Annotated in this window: 10 protein-coding genes; 6 read left to right on the forward strand and 4 right to left on the reverse strand. The window is 49.8% G+C overall.

All coding sequences use genetic code 11. The features are described 5' to 3' along the window. Window positions 1-79 precede the first annotated feature (79 nt). Window positions 80-1,477 carry a hypothetical protein gene (locus tag KOO62_08775; protein ID MBU8934089.1) on the reverse strand — a complete coding sequence of 466 codons (1,398 nt, stop codon included), beginning with the start codon at window positions 1,475-1,477 and terminating at the stop codon, window positions 80-82. A 415-nt stretch (window positions 1,478-1,892) separates the two neighbouring features. Here KOO62_08775 and KOO62_08780 point away from each other — a divergent pair, with 415 nt between their 5' ends. Further along, window positions 1,893-2,087, forward strand: coding sequence for a PspC domain-containing protein (locus tag KOO62_08780; protein ID MBU8934090.1), 195 nt, complete (start codon window positions 1,893-1,895; stop codon window positions 2,085-2,087). Between the two features lie 55 nt (window positions 2,088-2,142). Here KOO62_08780 and KOO62_08785 read toward each other — a convergent pair whose 3' ends face one another. Together KOO62_08785 and KOO62_08790 are read right to left on the reverse strand one after the other, a co-directional pair. Continuing rightward, entirely contained in the window at window positions 2,143-3,366 is a 1,224-nt protein-coding gene (locus tag KOO62_08785; GenBank protein MBU8934091.1) for a sodium:proton antiporter, read from the reverse strand. Between the two features lie 109 nt (window positions 3,367-3,475). Next, window positions 3,476-6,379: a M28 family peptidase gene (locus tag KOO62_08790; protein ID MBU8934092.1), complete on the reverse strand. Its 2,904-nt coding sequence runs from the start codon at window positions 6,377-6,379 to the stop codon at window positions 3,476-3,478. A 486-nt stretch (window positions 6,380-6,865) separates the two neighbouring features. Between KOO62_08790 and KOO62_08795 the strand changes: the two genes are divergently transcribed. The 5 genes from KOO62_08795 (at window position 6,866) to KOO62_08815 (ending at window position 15,639) form a co-directional block, all read left to right on the forward strand. Beyond that, window positions 6,866-7,717 carry an NAD(P)H-dependent oxidoreductase subunit E gene (locus KOO62_08795; protein ID MBU8934093.1) on the forward strand — a complete coding sequence of 284 codons (852 nt, stop codon included), beginning with the start codon at window positions 6,866-6,868 and terminating at the stop codon, window positions 7,715-7,717. A 37-nt stretch (window positions 7,718-7,754) separates the two neighbouring features. Then, window positions 7,755-10,952, forward strand: a complete 3,198-nt coding sequence (locus KOO62_08800) for an FAD-dependent oxidoreductase (protein ID MBU8934094.1) — start codon at window positions 7,755-7,757, stop codon at window positions 10,950-10,952. Further along, entirely contained in the window at window positions 10,949-11,626 is a 678-nt protein-coding gene (locus KOO62_08805; GenBank protein ID MBU8934095.1) for a (2Fe-2S)-binding protein, read from the forward strand. The genes KOO62_08800 and KOO62_08805 overlap by 4 nt, the downstream gene beginning before the upstream one ends. Before the next feature lie 20 nt (window positions 11,627-11,646). Beyond that, the gene (locus KOO62_08810) at window positions 11,647-13,230 is read left to right on the forward strand and encodes an FMN-binding glutamate synthase family protein (protein ID MBU8934096.1); all 1,584 of its coding nucleotides are present in this window, start codon (window positions 11,647-11,649) and stop codon (window positions 13,228-13,230) included. A 261-nt stretch (window positions 13,231-13,491) separates the two neighbouring features. Then, window positions 13,492-15,639: a PEP/pyruvate-binding domain-containing protein gene (locus KOO62_08815; GenBank protein ID MBU8934097.1), complete on the forward strand. Its 2,148-nt coding sequence runs from the start codon at window positions 13,492-13,494 to the stop codon at window positions 15,637-15,639. 90 nt (window positions 15,640-15,729) lie between these two features. On the opposite strand, the gene KOO62_08820 is transcribed toward KOO62_08815, so the two are convergent. Beyond that, entirely contained in the window at window positions 15,730-16,503 is a 774-nt protein-coding gene (locus tag KOO62_08820; GenBank protein MBU8934098.1) for a class I SAM-dependent methyltransferase, read from the reverse strand. Window positions 16,504-16,559 lie beyond the last annotated feature (56 nt).

The following is a 16,559-nucleotide window of genomic DNA, read 5'->3' on the forward strand; positions in this document are numbered from 1 at the left end:
TATCGGCAATCCACGGATGCGGGTTAGAAAAAAAACACAGCGGGTGCCCCGGTTGGGTCACCCGCCCGAAAAACTCCATCTAGAAATATCCAGTAAACATCAGATTGAGATGATGATCTTTGCTATTGATGCTAAAAAATCCATATTCGTCATAATCAAAAGAGCTGTAAGTGTAAGCGGCATCAAGATGAATCTGCTCCCACCAAATACCAGCGCCAAGTGACATGGTGGTGCGCCCTGTCCGGGACTTCGTTCCTTCGGCATTGTAACTGGGCAAAATCAGCGGAACATACCCAAACCCAGCTCGCAAAGGAATCCGTCCAATGGATGACTCCATCATGTATTCACCACCCAGTCGGAGATGAAACACATCGTCCCACTCAGGATCTCTCTCGTCAAAAAACTCAGTATTCTCACCACCGGGATCGAGGAAGAGCGAGTCTCGGACATCTATCTTCGAGTTCCCGAATGAGCGTAACTCACCGTCCGCAGCCAGAGTTAGCTTGTCGGTCGGTCGGTACGCAACACCAGCAGCGACAATCCACGGAACATCATACTTGATAAGGTTATCATCAAAATAAAGGGTGTCAGTAATATTGTCAACCGGTAGCCCATTGATCTTATTTATGATGTACAACGAACGACCGGTCTTGGCATTGAGCGAGAACGGAGTCCTTATGATACCACCGAAGTCGAACTTCTCGCCGCTATACTTGACCCCCAGAGTAAAGTTGAAACCTGAGAATTTGGTGGAATCAAGACTCTGGACAGTCAAAACCATCTGACGGGTCTGCCCGTCAACAGGATCCATGTGAGGTTCCGACAGGGACAACTGCCGCCAATCTCGAATCATCGTACCAGAATAAATATTTAAAGCCACTCCAGCGGCAAAATTGCCGAACACTCTGGTTCCAGCCCCAAACGAAATCGACTCCAAACCACCACTTAGTTCTGTCTCTCTGTTTTCTTCAAACGGGATAGTATCGATTATGTACTGAGTCCGCCCTTCAACATCGAGAGGAATACGGTTGATGACTATTGAATTCATGGACAAGAGAATAGGCAGGTATTCATTAGAATTGCGGGTAAAACTGACAGAACCCACAAACTGGTGTCCTTTGACTCGAAGTGGAGCCACAAAGTTCATTGCTGATACCGAAGAGAAGGAACCACTGTGAACCCGGGTATCATCGCCAATCGTAATTATCGTGCTGGACTCTCCACGCGGCCTCAACGAACTCCACGCAAGAGAGATGATCGGCTTCTCCAGTCCGTACAGACCAGCGGGATTCCAGCTTCCGGCGGTAACATCATCGGACACGGCAAGGAAAGCATTCCCCATCCCTTCGGCCCTGGCACCACCACCAGTAAACTCAAGTCGATAGGGCTCAGGGTTCACCTGGCTGAAGCCCTGCCCTAATCCGGACACGGCCAACAACAGTACAATTGTAACACTTCTGACAATCAACGACGTCATGCGTTCGATCTCCTTATGGCAATAACAACACTTACTATCAATCCTATAGACGCACCAACAGCGCAAAGTAATTAACAAATATATTGTGGATCGGTAAGCGTGTCAAACACTTTCGTTGTTATTTTCCAGTCATATCTCGTTGTCTTGCATGGATTTATCAATTTAGCTATCCGGCGACAGTTATCATGACAACACAAAAAAGATGATATTAACATTCCGAAATCACATTTCTGCGCCACTTCCTGACCCGTGACCGCTTGCAACCAGACCCTGGATCGTGTATTATTGGCTACTGGGAATTAGTCCGAGACGGCCGAGGTAATGATCGGGATCTGGTTGTAATCGGATCCGAAACCACAAGGTACTCCGTTTGGGATGACTAGTCGGTAACACTTAGTAGTGATTGGATTAACCGATGAGCAAAAAATTGTATCGATCAGTTACAGACCGCAAGATTGCTGGTGTCTGCGGAGGGTTTGGTAGCTACTTTGAAATCGATCCTACCATAGTACGACTACTCGCAGTAACCTTCGTACTGGCTGGCGGCTCAGGTCTTCTTGCGTATATCATCGCGTGGATCGTTGTTCCGGAAGAAACTCCCGCAGAGTAGATGACACTTGATTCCCGTGCTTGATAGCATGTGAGACTGACAGCACCAATGCCCCTCACGAGGTTAGCAGCTTCTTGATCGTCAAACCCTGCACTAGAATCGAGAAAACAACGACCACGTATGTTATTGATACGATTAGATCTCTGGTTTCACCAGGTGCCAACGACAAGGCCAGAGCGATAGAGATACCCCCCCGCAAACCGCCCCAAGTTAGAATAAGAATCGCATTGTCGCTAAAACTTCGAAACAGCTTCAGACCTGTGATCACTGACCAAACACTACCAAACCGCGCAGCCAGAGTCAACGGAATGGCTATCAAGCCAGCCAGCAAATGTGATGTGGCAAAGGAGAGGACCAGAATCTCCATGCCAATCCAGACAAACAGCACGGCGTTGAGAACCTCGTCGATCAGCTCCCAGAATTTGTCAAGATGCTCACGAGTGGTGTCGGACATAGCCAGATTGCGTCCATAATTGCCGATTAGTAAACCTGCCACTACGACCGTGAGGGGACCCGAAGTATGCAAGCCGGAGGCTAGGGCATAGCCACCACAAACCAATGCCAGAGTCATTAGCACTTCCACACTGTGATCGTTTACATGACGCAATAGATAGAACGCCGTCCCGCCCAAAACCAGCCCCAGCAGAACTCCGCCGATCGCTTCCTGAAAAAACATCAACACAACCTGTCCCACCGACAGCGAACCACCGCCGACAGCCACACCAACCAGCATGGTGAAGACCACGATGCCGACCCCGTCATTAAACAGCGATTCACCAGCGATCTTGGTTTCGAGAGACTTACTGACCTTGACCGATTTGAGAATCGAAAGCACTGCCACCGGGTCCGTAGGCGCAATGAGCGACCCAAATATCAGGCAGTAGATAAACGGCAACGACAAATCCAACAACATCAATCCAAAATACATGCCGGTACCGACAATCAGAGTTGTAAGCACCACTCCAAACGTAGCCAGAGTACTCACTACGAATTTTTGATTGACCAGATCGTAGAGATTGATTTTTAGTGCCCCGGCAAAGAGAAGAAAACTCAGCATCCCCTTCATTAATGTCTCACCGAAATCAACGCGGTTCAGAACCCGTGTAACAGGTGTCTCGATATCAACACCCAACGCACTCAATGCGATCAGACCAAGCGAGATCAACAAACCAACGACCATCAGACCGATAGCGCTAGGTAACCTGACAAAACGATAGTTAATGTAGCTGGACAGAGCAGCGACAGTAATGAAAACTGCCATGATAGCAAAGACACTCATGGACGGTCAAATCTTCTCCGTAAAACCAACTTGAATATGAGAGGAAGTATAGACTGTAACAAGTTAGATGTAAAGACCCGTTAGCAATGAGAACCACTAACTGGCACGTTTACTTCAGCAGCAGCATCTTCATCGTCTGCTCAAAGTCGTCCGTTTGCAGACGATAGAAATATAAACCACTGGCAACCGTCCTGCCCGAACTATTGCGCCCCTTCCATTCCAGCTCATGTTGACCGACCTTCTGTTGTCCGTTGACCAGGAGCTTCACTTCCTGCCCAAGAATATTATAGATGGTCAGTCGCACATCAGTTGTTCGTTGCAAGTAGTAACTAATCCGGGTAGTTGGGTTAAACGGGTTGGGATAATTCTGGTAGAGCACAAAAGAATGTGGTAGACCGTCATTGTTTGCATCGTCATCTATAGCAGTTTCTAAATTCGTAACATCCGCCACAGCCCTTCGCAGAGTGCTGATGGCGTTGTCTCGGTCCATAAACGACAACGGGATATCCATAAAGATGTAGCGATAGTCTGAACCAATATACCGCCAGGCCATCGGCTGACCCTCGGAGAACGGATCATCATCGCCCGAATCATAAGTGTACAACACCTCGGTCCCCGGTGTACTAAGGCTAACAAATGACGCGTAAGGTATGCCACTATATGAAGCAAGGGGATCACAATGGCTGGCCGTCGCAACGGAATCCCAGGTTAGGCTGGGATAGCCAGGCATATTACTTACTGCCCCAACCAGATCACAGATGAACCCGTCAGTATGGGTAAGCAAAGTACGCGTGGAAACTCGATAGTCAATATGGAAATAATCGTAAAAGGCGTTGTCGTATGTTTCCGGAGTTTCGAGATAATCAAAGGTATCGGGTTCATTATATTCTCCAAAACGACCGAACACAATCACTTTACCCCCAATTGACATATAGTATGCCAGCGTATCGAGAATTCCTCCCATATTTGGTTCTTCACTAATCACGCCACCACGGCCAGATTCGTCGCCAAGAATAATCAGTTCGTAGTCGATCATGTCGTTTAATGCAAGAGTCAAACCCGGCTTGGCACTCACTGCTGAATCCGAATAATACAAATAGTCAAATCCTTCCAGAGCCTGGCGCATAAAAACCCCTGTCTCAACTTCATCAACCCAAATTCCCCCCCGAATCGATGACCGATTCACCGCTAGATACTTACCCACCTCAAGGCTTGCTATGCGGGCAGAGATCGGTTCAACGCCAGTCGTATCGGACCAATTGCCATCGTCATCTACCGCCACAACCAGATAGTCGTGCAGATAGTCGCCGAGCGTTGGGTCGTAGTCATCGTACTCGGTGTCAGTCGTGGTAGCAATCTCAAGTCCGTCTCGAATAATGGTATAGTGGGAAAAATCAAGTTCGTTATTGAACTGCTGCCACCTGAGTGTGACACCATCGAACAAAGGCAGAGCTACAAATCCATACGGTGCTCTGGGAAGAACATCCGGGGTGCCGTGGAGTTCGTCAAAAGCATACGAAGTCTGTCCCTGATCATCAAATGCTTGCACAAAAAACGCGTATTTAGTTCCGTCTACAAGACCCCCCACCATCACACTGGTATCACTCAAAGGTACATCAATCAAAGACACCGAAGACGGCGAAATAACAGGATAGTAGCCAACGCGATAATAGTCGATAGGACCCGTAGAGATTGGGTGCCATGTCACAAGTTGCGACTGTCCGTCACCGGGTTCCCCTATGGAAACCATATTGACTGGGGGAGGTACATTTATGACGGAATAAGCAGTGGCTGCGGACGCCTTCACCATACGCGTCATATAGTCGAAGTTAATATAGGTTGTGCTGTCGGAACTTAAATGATAGCGGTTTGAGAAAACGTACTCTTGCACAAAGATTACGTCAAATCCGGCATTCTGAAATGGCAGATGATCCGAGCCGATGCTACCACCAAGGTAACCTGTAATTCCCACCAAAGGTTGAGCGAGATCATCCCAGAGCAAAGCATACGCTGTCTCGGCTCCATGGTATATATTGGCATTGGCATCGTTCGGTAGATGGCCGATCATATCCATGTTGAGCATGAAGACGATATCATCTCCACGGGCCACTGCCTGGTCTACATAATACCCGGATCCAATTATTCCAGATTCCTCAGAATCAAAAGCAATGAGGACAACCGTCATGGGCAGGTCGTAGTCGTATAGAACTCGCGCTATTTCCAGTACTCCTGCAGTACCTGAACCGTTGTCATCAACTCCGGGACATTCGGGAACGGCATCAAAATGAGCGCCGATCACAACTTGCTTGTCGGGATACACCGAACCTTCTTTATAGACAATAACATTGTGGCAAGGGACCTCACCACCTCCGATTTGAATGCCTGTGAAGCTGTCGATCCAAACGGAATCATAGCCGAAAGAGAGAAACTTGGTCTCGATCCAGTCACGGGCGGCGTAGTTGGAATCGGTCCCGGATAGCCGGCGATAGAATGCCTCCAAACGATGCAAATACGAATCGAGCGAATCCTGGCTGATCTTGTTGATCAAAGTTTCGAGACCGTCAACCTGGGCAACCCTGGCCGGCAGGTCAATCTTCGGAGGTGAGTACTGGATCGAGTAAATGGATCTCCGAATAGGATAAGCATCGATCCGTGGCACACCGAGCGCCTGCTCTGCTCCGGCAATCAGCAATAAACGTAACTGATTTTCCTCATACAGGACCGGAAAACGCTCGGCATTGACGCGATCACGTCGATCATCAATCGCCAACTGATCAATCGTAACACTCGACCGTAACAACAGTAGATCAAGTCCTGACTCCTCAAGTTGCTTCCGGGTCGCATCACCATTCAGGATGAGATACCCATCGCTAATCTGAAGCAATGGAGCGACTCCAAGAGAAGTTGCCTGCCGAGCCTCGTTATGGTCGTGCAGAGTCAACTTGTAGAGTTCATCAGCCCCAGCAGTGATAGCGAGGCCGAGTACGGTCAGGACGATAACAACTGTTTTCATAATCTCCTTGATTCCAAGTTCTATATAGTATACAGACGAAGCACATGTCTCGTGTGTGCAATATAAGTGATTATTGCAATTGGCAAAGGGAAGATTGTGGGGGCACCCGACAGGGTTCTCTCGAAAAGCCGTTCCAAAACCGCAATAGTAGTAGTTGGTTCAGCCTGCGATCATATCCGAAAATCGGCAGACAAGATAGGGCATCGGGCAGGTAACTAACAAATACCCTCGGCCACCATGAAAACGCTTTACTTATGTGGCGAAACGACTATATTGGCAGCGTTTTTTTGCAATCTCGCCCGACGGACACCGCTCCACGAGTGAGCATGTGTGAGGATGTGTATTATGAAAATCGCTTTAAAGTCTGCGATAGCTGACATCCAGGGTTCATACCGTGGTGGGGTAGGACATTGTGACTAATATTAACAAATCAATATATGGCTGTTCTCTTTCTGAAAACGGCCGCCAGTCTGCAGGAAGGAAAGGATGAACCCTGACGAGATCACTGCCATAGTGGAACGACATCAAGACGATAGGGGAGCCCTGATTTCTATCTTGGAGGAGATTCAGGCTAAGTACAGTTATCTGCCAGAGGCCAGTCTGAGGACGGTGGCGGAGAAGACTGGACGTTCCCTCATAGATGTCTATGGTGTAGCCACTTTCTATAAGGCTTTCAGTCTTAAGCCTCGTGGAAAACACCTCGTATCGGTGTGCCTCGGAACGGCGTGCCATGTGCGAGGCGGACCGGCCATTGCTCAGGAGTTGGAACAGCAATTGGGTGTTCGAGCCGGCGACACTACCTCTGACAATGAGTTCACTCTGGAGACGGTGAACTGCCTTGGGGCTTGTGCCCTGGGACCAGTGGTAGTCGTGGACGGTCGGTATTTCTCCAAAGTCCAGGTCTCCGGTGTATCTGGAATCCTTGACAAAGCCCGCACCGGCCTTGACAAGATTGATATCGCTACCGACGACAGAATATTCCCTATTGATGTCAGTTGTGCCAGATGTAATCACAGCCTGATGGATGCCGAGCACCAAATCGACGGTCATCCTTCCATATCGGTAACAGTATCGTTCGGTCAGAAACATGGCTGGATCAGGATTTCTAGTCTGTGGGGCAGCTACAAGGTCAGCTCCATGCACGAGATTCCCACCGACACTATCCTCCACATATTCTGTCCACACTGCCACGCCGAACTTATTGGTGGAGGCAGTTGCAGTGATTGTGAGGCCCCGATGGTGCCAATGATAATCCGTGGTGGTGGAGTTGTACAACTCTGTTCCCGCCGAGGATGTAAAGGTCACATTCTGGATTTGGGTGGGACACCAGTCGACTAATCGTCGGTAGCGATGTGCTACGAGGAGAAATATAGAGATGAAGAGGCTCGAATCAGTAGAAGAGTTCGTTGGCTTTCGCAGACGCGTCCAAAGCGAGACGGAGGCCAAGTACACTCAGCCAACTCTGGTAGTGTGTGCAGGGACCGGTGGACAAGCCAGTGGTGCCAACGACGTTATTAGAATAATCAAGCGATACATTTTGGATCACTCCTTACAGGGAAAACTGGCTCTGAGAGTTACCGGTTGCCAGGGATTCTGTGAGATGGATCCATTCATACTCGTCGAACCCGGTCGGCATTTGTATCCGAAATTGTCCATGAAGAACGTCCCTCGGGTCATTGAGGCAGCCGTCAAGAGCGAGATTGTGGAAGACCTGTTGTATCTGGATGAGCGCGAAGAAAAACGATATGAGTGCCAAAATGACATCATGTTTTTCAAGAAGCAGACACGCACCATCCTGGGAGACAATGAGAAACTCGACCCCATTCGCATCATGGACTATGTTGAACGCGGCGGATATGCTGCTACGGAGAAAGTCCTGACTGGTCTCGATCCGGATTCAATAATCCATGAGGTTAAGGAATCGGGGTTGAGAGGCCGCGGAGGAGCCGGTTTCCCGACCGGGACAAAGTGGGAACTGGCTAGAGCGGCTGGCAGGAAAAATCAGCAGAAGTACATCGTCTGTAATGCTGACGAAGGCGACCCCGGTGCTTATATGGATCGTAGCCTTCTCGAAGGCAATCCACATGCGATCATCGAGGGGATGTCAATAGCAGGCATAGCCATCGGCGCCACGCAAGGATACATCTACGTTCGTAGTGAATACCCTCTGGCCATCAAACATGCTCTCATTGCACTGAGACAGGCACGCGAACTTGGTCTTCTTGGTGATAACATTCTTGGCACCGGTATCAATTTCGATATCAGCATCGTGCGTGGAGCCGGCGCTTTTGTTTGCGGCGAGGAAACCGCTCTTATCAAATCTATTGAAGGATACATGGGTGAGCCAAGACAGAGACCTCCTTACCCCATTGAGAAGGGAATCGGGGGCTATCCAACATGTATCAACAATGTAGAAACTCTCTCAAATATCCCGGTGATTATCAACCAGGGCGGCAAGGAATACGCCAAGATCGGCATCCCCGGCAATACCGGCACAAAGATATTTTCCCTGGTGGGGAAAATACGAAACACTGGTCTGGTCGAGGTGCCACTGGGTACAAAGCTAAGCGAAGTCATCTATGACATCGGTGGCGGCCCAGTTGGCAAGTCCAAGATCAAAGCAGTCCAGACCGGCGGACCATCGGGTGGTTGCATACCAGCCAGCATGTTTGATATCTCGATTGATTATGACAGCCTTGCCAAAGCCGGATCGATCATGGGATCGGGCGGCATGATTGTTATGGATGAAAATACATGCATGGTCGATCTGGCCAAGTATTTCATGAATTTCCTTATGAATGAGTCGTGTGGCAAGTGTTTCACCTGTCGCAAGGGCACTCAGCGTATGTACGAGATTCTCGATGGTATCAGCAAGGGGAAAGCAACTCTTGAAGACCTCGATCTGCTGGAAGAACTTGCCCATGTAGTCAAGGACACCAGCATGTGTGGTCTCGGACAGTCGGCGGCCAATCCTGTACTCAGTACTCTGCGCTATTTCCGTAAAGAATTTGAACGTCACATTATTGACAAGCGATGCGATGCCTTTGTCTGTCGCGATCTTGTTGGTGCTCCCTGCCAATCGGCTTGTCCGCTCGGCACCGAGCCGTGGCGCTATATAGCTCATATCGGTGACGGAAATTACAAAGAAGCCTATCGCGCTATCCGCGAACCCAACCCGTTCCCGAGCGTTTGTGGTAGAGTCTGTCATCATCCTTGTGAGGAACGTTGCCGCGCTGGTCAGACCGGCGCTGATCAGATAGCTATCCGGTCCCTCAAGCGATTCATTACGGATCGCATTGATCCATCGACATTCGTACCGACTCGTGAAGCTTGGACTGAAGGTGAACCACCTCGGGTAGCGGTTGTTGGAGCCGGACCGGCCGGACTAACTACTGCCCACTACCTGTCCCTTAAGGGATACAAGGTAACAGTGTTTGAGGCCGAATCAGAACCGGGCGGGATGCTTTTCTGTGCAATTCCGACCTATCGGTTACCTCAGGAGATCATCAAACGTGAAATTGATGCATTGATCGATGACAACATTACGCTGAAGTGCAATACCAGACTCGGGACCGACTTCACTGTTGACAGCCTGATGAAAGAAGGATTCAAAGCTGTGCTGTTGGCTCTCGGAGCCCATAAGAGCAGACCTCTCGCCCTCGAAAACGAAGATGTCGAGGGCGTCTATCCTTCAATCGATTTCCTCAAGGCCTTCAATCTCCGCGGCGAAAACCTGGCCCAAGGTCACGTTGGTGTTATTGGTGGTGGTAACTCCGCCATTGACGCCGCTCGGACAGCTCTTCGTCAGAAGGATATTGAGAGCGTCACCATTCTGTACCGACGCACACGCGAGGAGATGCCTGCCTTCGCTGAAGAAATCGAAGCGGCCGATCAGGAAGGGATCAAGATCGTGACCCTGGTCACTCCGACAAAGGTCGTAGCTGACAAGGGTCGCCTGACCGGTGTTGAGTTTGTCACCAATGAACTGGGCGATACTGATGCCAGTGGGCGACGTCGTCCGGTCAGGATTGAAGGAACCGAACATGTTATTAAACTCGATACGCTGATTGTAGCCATCTCCGAAGATGCCGGCGTTGATGCCATCGGACCGGCTAAATCAAGTGGCATTGAGACTACTAAATGGAACACTGTGAAAGCGGACGAGGGAACTCTTCTTACTAACCGGCTGGGCGTGTTCGCCGCCGGTGATGTTATCAGAGGACCCAACACAGTCGTTGAGGCTATCGCCGACGGCAAGCGAGCAGCCCTGATGATTGACCGTTATGTACGAGGGGAAGCACTGATACGACCTTCGCAACCACTGCTACCGCAGAAGTACATTCCACAGGTCGAAATACCGAAGGGACAAGAACCTTTTACCGGGCGAGTCGAGACACCTCGCGCTCCGGCCGAATGGCGCACGCGCAACTTCGCCGAAGTGGAAGTATCACTCTCTACCCAGGAAGCCTATCACGAATCGTGCCGCTGTCTGCGTTGCGATCTGGAATTTACTAAGCCATGTGAATGCGAAGAACCCGTTGAAGATGTGGCAACAGGAGCTAAAGTAAAATGATTACTTTGACCATCAACGGCCTGGAAGTGAAGGTTGAGAAGGGAACCACAATTCTGGAGGCCGCGAAGTTTCTGGGATTCCCAATTCCTACCTTGTGTCATATGGAAGGGCTTTCACCTTACGGAGCCTGCCGACTTTGTGTCGTGGAAATTGGTGAAGCACCTCGCTCAAAAATGGTGACATCATGTACCTATCCTGCCGAGGAAGGCCTCAAGGTGCGAACCTCTTCCGGACGAGTTGTTAAGGCTCGCAAGATGATCCTTGAACTGCTGCTGGCAACCTGCCCGCAGTCGAAGATAATTCAGGACCTGGCCTCGAAGCACGGAGTCATTCAACAACGCTTCAAACAGGAACACGATGACTGCATTCTGTGCGGCCTATGTGTGCGTATGTGCAAAGAGCAGATGGTTGCCAAGGCCATCGGGTTTCGCGGACGCGGCCAGGAAAGAACTATCGGAACCCCATTTGATTTGAAATCGGAAAACTGCCGTCTGTGTGGCGGTTGCATGCATGTCTGTCCGGCCTGTTCGCTTCGGTGTACATATACCGACCCTGACAAAGCTATCTGCGGCGGCTGTGGTAACCACGGTCTGCCCTGTTTGGATAAGGACAAATTTGACGACATGATGTGCTATATGAACCCGTGCGTTGCATGCGAAATAGAAAAAGACTGACAATATAAGGAGTGATGGAAATGTCAATGACGCGAGTAAATGCCTCGGCAGCCACGCTTACCAAGAACCGCACCGAAGACTCAGTTGTACCGACTTCGGGAATGTGTGTGACTTGTGTCGACGGCTGTGTTGGCATGTGTGAAATAGGCAAATCTGCCTATCGGGGCCATGAAGTAATCTACCCCCAGCCATTTGGTGTAATCACAACCGCAGCGGAAAAAGCCTACCCGATCGACTATTCTCATTTCAACATTCTGGGAACGGCCGTAGGCGCTGAAGGTATTGAGGCCGATAGCGATAAAGCTATCTTCCCAAACGTCAACCTCGAAGTCCATTTCGGACATGACAAAGGTTTGAAGTTCAAACTCCCGATCATGATTCCTGGTATCGGTTCTACCGATGTGGCCAAGAATAACTGGGACGGTCTGGCCATAGGCACTGCATTGGCTGGTACCGGTTTGACTATTGGCGAAAACGTAGTTGGCATGGACCCCGAAGCGGTCATTAAGAAGGGCCGGGTCGTTGACACTGTCGATCTCAAGCGACGCGTCAATCTGTTCAAAGATAATCAGATCGACGGCTGGGGCGCAACTATCGTCCAGTCAAACGTTGAAGATACCCGTTTGGGCGTTCAGGAATATGCCATTGAAACCCTTGGTGTCGAGTGCGTCGAATTGAAGTGGGGTCAGGGTGCCAAGAACATCGGCGGCGAAGTCAAGGTAAAAGACCTCAAAAAGGCTCAGTTGCTGTATAATCGCGGCTATGTGGTACTTCCGAATCCTACTGACCCCAATGTGATCGAGTCCTTTAAGGCTGGTGCCTTCAAGGAATTTGAACGTCACTCACGAGTTGGAATGGTTACTGAAGAAGGGTTTGCCACTCGCGTAGAAGAGCTTCGTAAAGCTGGTGCAAAGTATATCTTCCTGAAGACCGGTGCTTATCGGCCAAGCGATCTGGCTCGCGCCGTAAAGTTTTCATCCAAGTACAAAATCGACCTGCTTACGGTTGATGGTGCTGGAGGCGGTACTGGCATGAGCCCCTGGCGGATGATGAATGAGTGGGGTATTCCTCCGGTGGAACTGCATTCCCTGCTTTACCAGTACACCAAAGAATTGGCAGACAGAGGCGAATACACAGCCCCGATCGTTCCGGCTGGCGGCTTTACCTTTGAAGATCAGATGTACAAGGGATTGGCTCTAGGAGCACCATTCTCGAAGTTGATCGGGATGGCACGTTCTCCTCTGGCCGCCACAATGGTAGGTAAGACGATTGGCAAGACGATCGAAAGCCATCAGGTGCCGGTCTACATTGAACGTTTTGGCCAGACGTTGGATGAGATATTCGTCACCGCTTTCGACCTGCGCAATGAACTTGGCGATGCCAAATTCAAGGAGCTCCCGGCAGGCGCAATCGGTTTGTACACCTACTACGAGCGTTTGGCTCAGGGCCTGCGTCAGCTTCTGGCTGGTAATCGCAAGTTTGGGCTGGACTATATCACTCGGGATGACATCTGCTGCTTGACACCCGAAGCCGCGCATGTTTCTGGTATTCAGTACGTAATGGATGTTGACAAAGCTGCAGCACAGGAGATTCTTAAAGGCTAGTAGCTGACGACCAACACCTGAGAGCAATCTCAAGAGTATGAGCAGTCATTTGCCGAAGACTGCCGACAACCGGTAAGCGCCCCTTGATGAGGGGTCCTTGCCGGTTGTCATTGGTACGAATGTCTGACTAAATCGGCAGCAATGTTTGTTAATGGAAACTAAATACCATGACCAGACGTTAGCACAATGGGTATGTTACAGCTCAGAAGTACTTTGCCGAAGGATGAATGATACTCTTGGCCTTCACGAAATGATGTGGTGATGAAAGATCGACAGGAACCATCGGATAACCAATTGGCTTCTTTACAGAAACGAGCCAGGGAATTGCGCTGTCTCTTTCTTGTAGAGGAGATACTAGCCAACTATAATGCCTTGTTGGTTGATGTTTGCCCTCAAATCCTACGTGCTATCCCCCCCGGCTGGCAATATCCTGATATTTGCCGGGTCAAGATCGAAGTTGAGGGGCAAACATTTTCGTCGGCTGATCTTGAAGAATCTACCTGGAAACAGCAGGCCGCAATTGTAATCAACGACATGGAAATTGGTAACATCTCAGTTTGCTATTTAAAGGAGATGACAACCGAAGACGATGGCCCTTTCCTCAAGGAAGAGACCCGATTGTTACAGACAATTGCCAACCTTCTTTCATCGTTCATTGCCTACCAGAGAATCAAACAGATAGTGGATCACCGTCGCATTAATAATAGCGGTGAGAAACGGGGAGCCTGGCAAACGATCATGGAGACCATCTCCGAGGCCGACACCGATCTTTACCTGAGCATTTCGCGGCAGATGCTCTGGCATCTTTGTGTGGTCGGCGCACCTGCAGCAGAAACGCTGTGTCGGTCGTATGGGATGGACATGCCACGGTCCCAGTTGATGGATGCTACCGATGAGGAAATCGACCACTCAGAGGAGCAGCTCTTTGACTTCACCCATGAGCGAGGAACGCGAGTATTCGAAATGGCATCCGAACATCTTGATGATCAGGAAATAATGAAGCTGATCAATGGCTGGATTCAGGATGACCGACTCAGCGCCCTGGCCCAAGTGGCTAACCGCAACCTTCCTCTGTTCGAGGTTGCCGACGCCATCCGACGCTATTACCAACCATACGTCAGAGAGACGGAGATCCCAACAGCCAGTATGAAAGGTATTCGGGTTTCGCTTGTCCGCAGACTGCTTTCGGATCAGTTGGAGTACATCAATGTCGCCAAGAAATTCATTACCGTTCAGGACATAAACGACCTTCTGCAGAGCGTGATCTACGGTACTGAGAGCCAGGGCAAACTGGGCGGTAAAAGTGCGGCGCTCTTTCTGGCCCGGCAGATACTGAGAAAGAAAAGCCGTTCGGTCGAGCTTCTGAAAAACGTCACGATCCCCAGAACCTGGTATATTACATCCGATATTGTATCGGATTTTTTGCGCCATCACTCTTTGGGCCATGTGGTGGAACAGAAGTACAAAAGCATCGACCTGGTGAGACTCGAATACCCGCATATTGTCGAGGCATTCAGGTCTGGCCAACTCCCCGATGGGATATCGAAAGCTCTGTCAACCGTCCTCGATGACTTTGGGAAACGGCCGCTTATAGTTCGCAGTTCGAGCCTATTGGAAGAGAGAATTGGGGCAGATTTCTCAGGTAAATACAAGAGCATCTGTCTGCCAAACCAAGGCTCCAAGCGCAAGCGCATGATCGCCCTGACCGATGCCATCACGGAAATCTATGCTTCCACTTTCAGTCCGGAAGCAATTGAATACCGAGCCGAATGCGGACTCCTCGATTATGCTGAAGAAATGGGTATTATGATCCAGGAGGTCGTGGGCCGTCAGGCGGGAAAATACTTCCTGCCAACATTCTCCGGCACAGCGCTGAGTACTAATAAGATAGGCAAACTCTCCAATGCTCGTCGCAAAGATGGCCTCTTGCGATTGGTTCCCGGGCTTAGCACACTCGTCGTTGACGATTCTGAAGGCGATAATCCTGTACTAATTGCCCCGGTGAAATCCGGGCTTCGATTCACAAATGAAGTTGTTGACATTATCAATTCTTCACCCGGGAACATAGGCGTCATCAATATGGAAACGGGCACTCTCGAAACCATGAAACTGGCCCAACTGCATAAGGAAGTGGGGAGCGAGATTCATGGTTTTGAGAATGTCATCTCAGTCGTAAAGGATGGCCACCTACACCCCCTGAAGGACAGCGATCTGAACTCCGAAGACTCCAATGTTGTGGCGGCTTTTGACGGACTGATCAAGAACACATCCTTTGTCGCTCAAGTAGAAGCCACACTGAAAACACTCGAGAAAGCGCTCGGATTTCCTGTACGTATCGAATTTGCCTGCGACGGAGAGAATTGGTACTTGTTGCAATGTGGTCAGCAGATGAAATCACGAACCATGTAGGACTCGTCCAAGCGGATCGATGAGTGCTGTAAGTACAAAATGGCCGACTCAAGCTTGTTGGGCTCGGATAATTTGACGCGTGAGAAATCCCTACCTCTTACGGGCTACAATGCATACGCGGGTTGCATCACGGGTGGGACGCTCGAAGGTTGCACAACGAAATAGTCCCTTCACAGAAAAACCGGTCTTGCTCAGTATCTTCTTCAGTTCCGTATTGCTGTACGCCCGCTCGGTATGGCGTTCGTCGAATCGCTCCCAAAGTTTCCCATTTTTTGTGAAAACTGTCGTCACTACCGTGGCGGTTTTTGTGCGGGTGTGGTATTCGTTCTTCCAGACCCAGGCAATTTCATCTTGCGCATCAGCATACACCTGCCCACCCCAGATCGTTTTGAGCGAAGCAGGTGTATTCATATTAAAAATAAACCAGCCCCCCGATTCGAGATGTTTCCCCACCGAGCGAAAAGTCGCCTCTAATTCCTGGGCATTGCGTAGATAGTTGAGTGAATCGTAGAAACAGGTGATAAGATCAAACGTTTGTGTCTTACGCGAGTTGTAATCGTCGATGATTCTAAACTTCGGCAGTGTCTTCTGATAGAGTTTGACTTTTAGCCCCTTGAGTTTCCTGGCTGCGACTGCCAGCATAGCCGCGCTACCATCAAGACCGGACATCTCAAGCCCCAGTTCCCGCATAAGAACGATAGCCGTCCCGGTGCCGCAACAAAGATCAAGGCCACTAGTGGGCCTGATGTTGAACCTGCGGAAGATATTCTCGGTATATTCAACCATATTGATCGAATGATTATCAGCCCCCATCTGATCGTAGACGGTGGCAAGTTTTGAATACGGAACACTCAGATTCGTCAATTTATCTCCAATCTACAACACTCTTCACACTTACAAAAGATAGCCTTTGGCTGTTT

Source organism: Candidatus Zixiibacteriota bacterium (assembly GCA_019038695.1).
Taxonomy (GTDB): Bacteria; Zixibacteria; MSB-5A5; order GN15; family FEB-12; genus B120-G9.

Excerpts from the sequence above, each read along its gene's own strand:
- KOO62_08815 (MBU8934097.1), top strand. The coding sequence starts at position 13,492 with ATGAAAGATCGACAGGAACCATCGGATAACCAATTGGCTTCTTTACAG.
- KOO62_08810 (MBU8934096.1), top strand. The coding sequence starts at position 11,647 with ATGTCAATGACGCGAGTAAATGCCTCGGCAGCCACGCTTACCAAGAAC.
- KOO62_08805 (MBU8934095.1), top strand. The coding sequence starts at position 10,949 with ATGATTACTTTGACCATCAACGGCCTGGAAGTGAAGGTTGAGAAGGGA.
- KOO62_08785 (MBU8934091.1), bottom strand. The coding sequence starts at position 3,366 with ATGAGTGTCTTTGCTATCATGGCAGTTTTCATTACTGTCGCTGCTCTG.
- KOO62_08780 (MBU8934090.1), top strand. The coding sequence starts at position 1,893 with ATGAGCAAAAAATTGTATCGATCAGTTACAGACCGCAAGATTGCTGGT.
- KOO62_08775 (MBU8934089.1), bottom strand. The coding sequence starts at position 1,477 with ATGACGTCGTTGATTGTCAGAAGTGTTACAATTGTACTGTTGTTGGCC.
- KOO62_08800 (MBU8934094.1), top strand. The coding sequence starts at position 7,755 with ATGAAGAGGCTCGAATCAGTAGAAGAGTTCGTTGGCTTTCGCAGACGC.
- KOO62_08790 (MBU8934092.1), bottom strand. The coding sequence starts at position 6,379 with ATGAAAACAGTTGTTATCGTCCTGACCGTACTCGGCCTCGCTATCACT.
- KOO62_08795 (MBU8934093.1), top strand. The coding sequence starts at position 6,866 with ATGAACCCTGACGAGATCACTGCCATAGTGGAACGACATCAAGACGAT.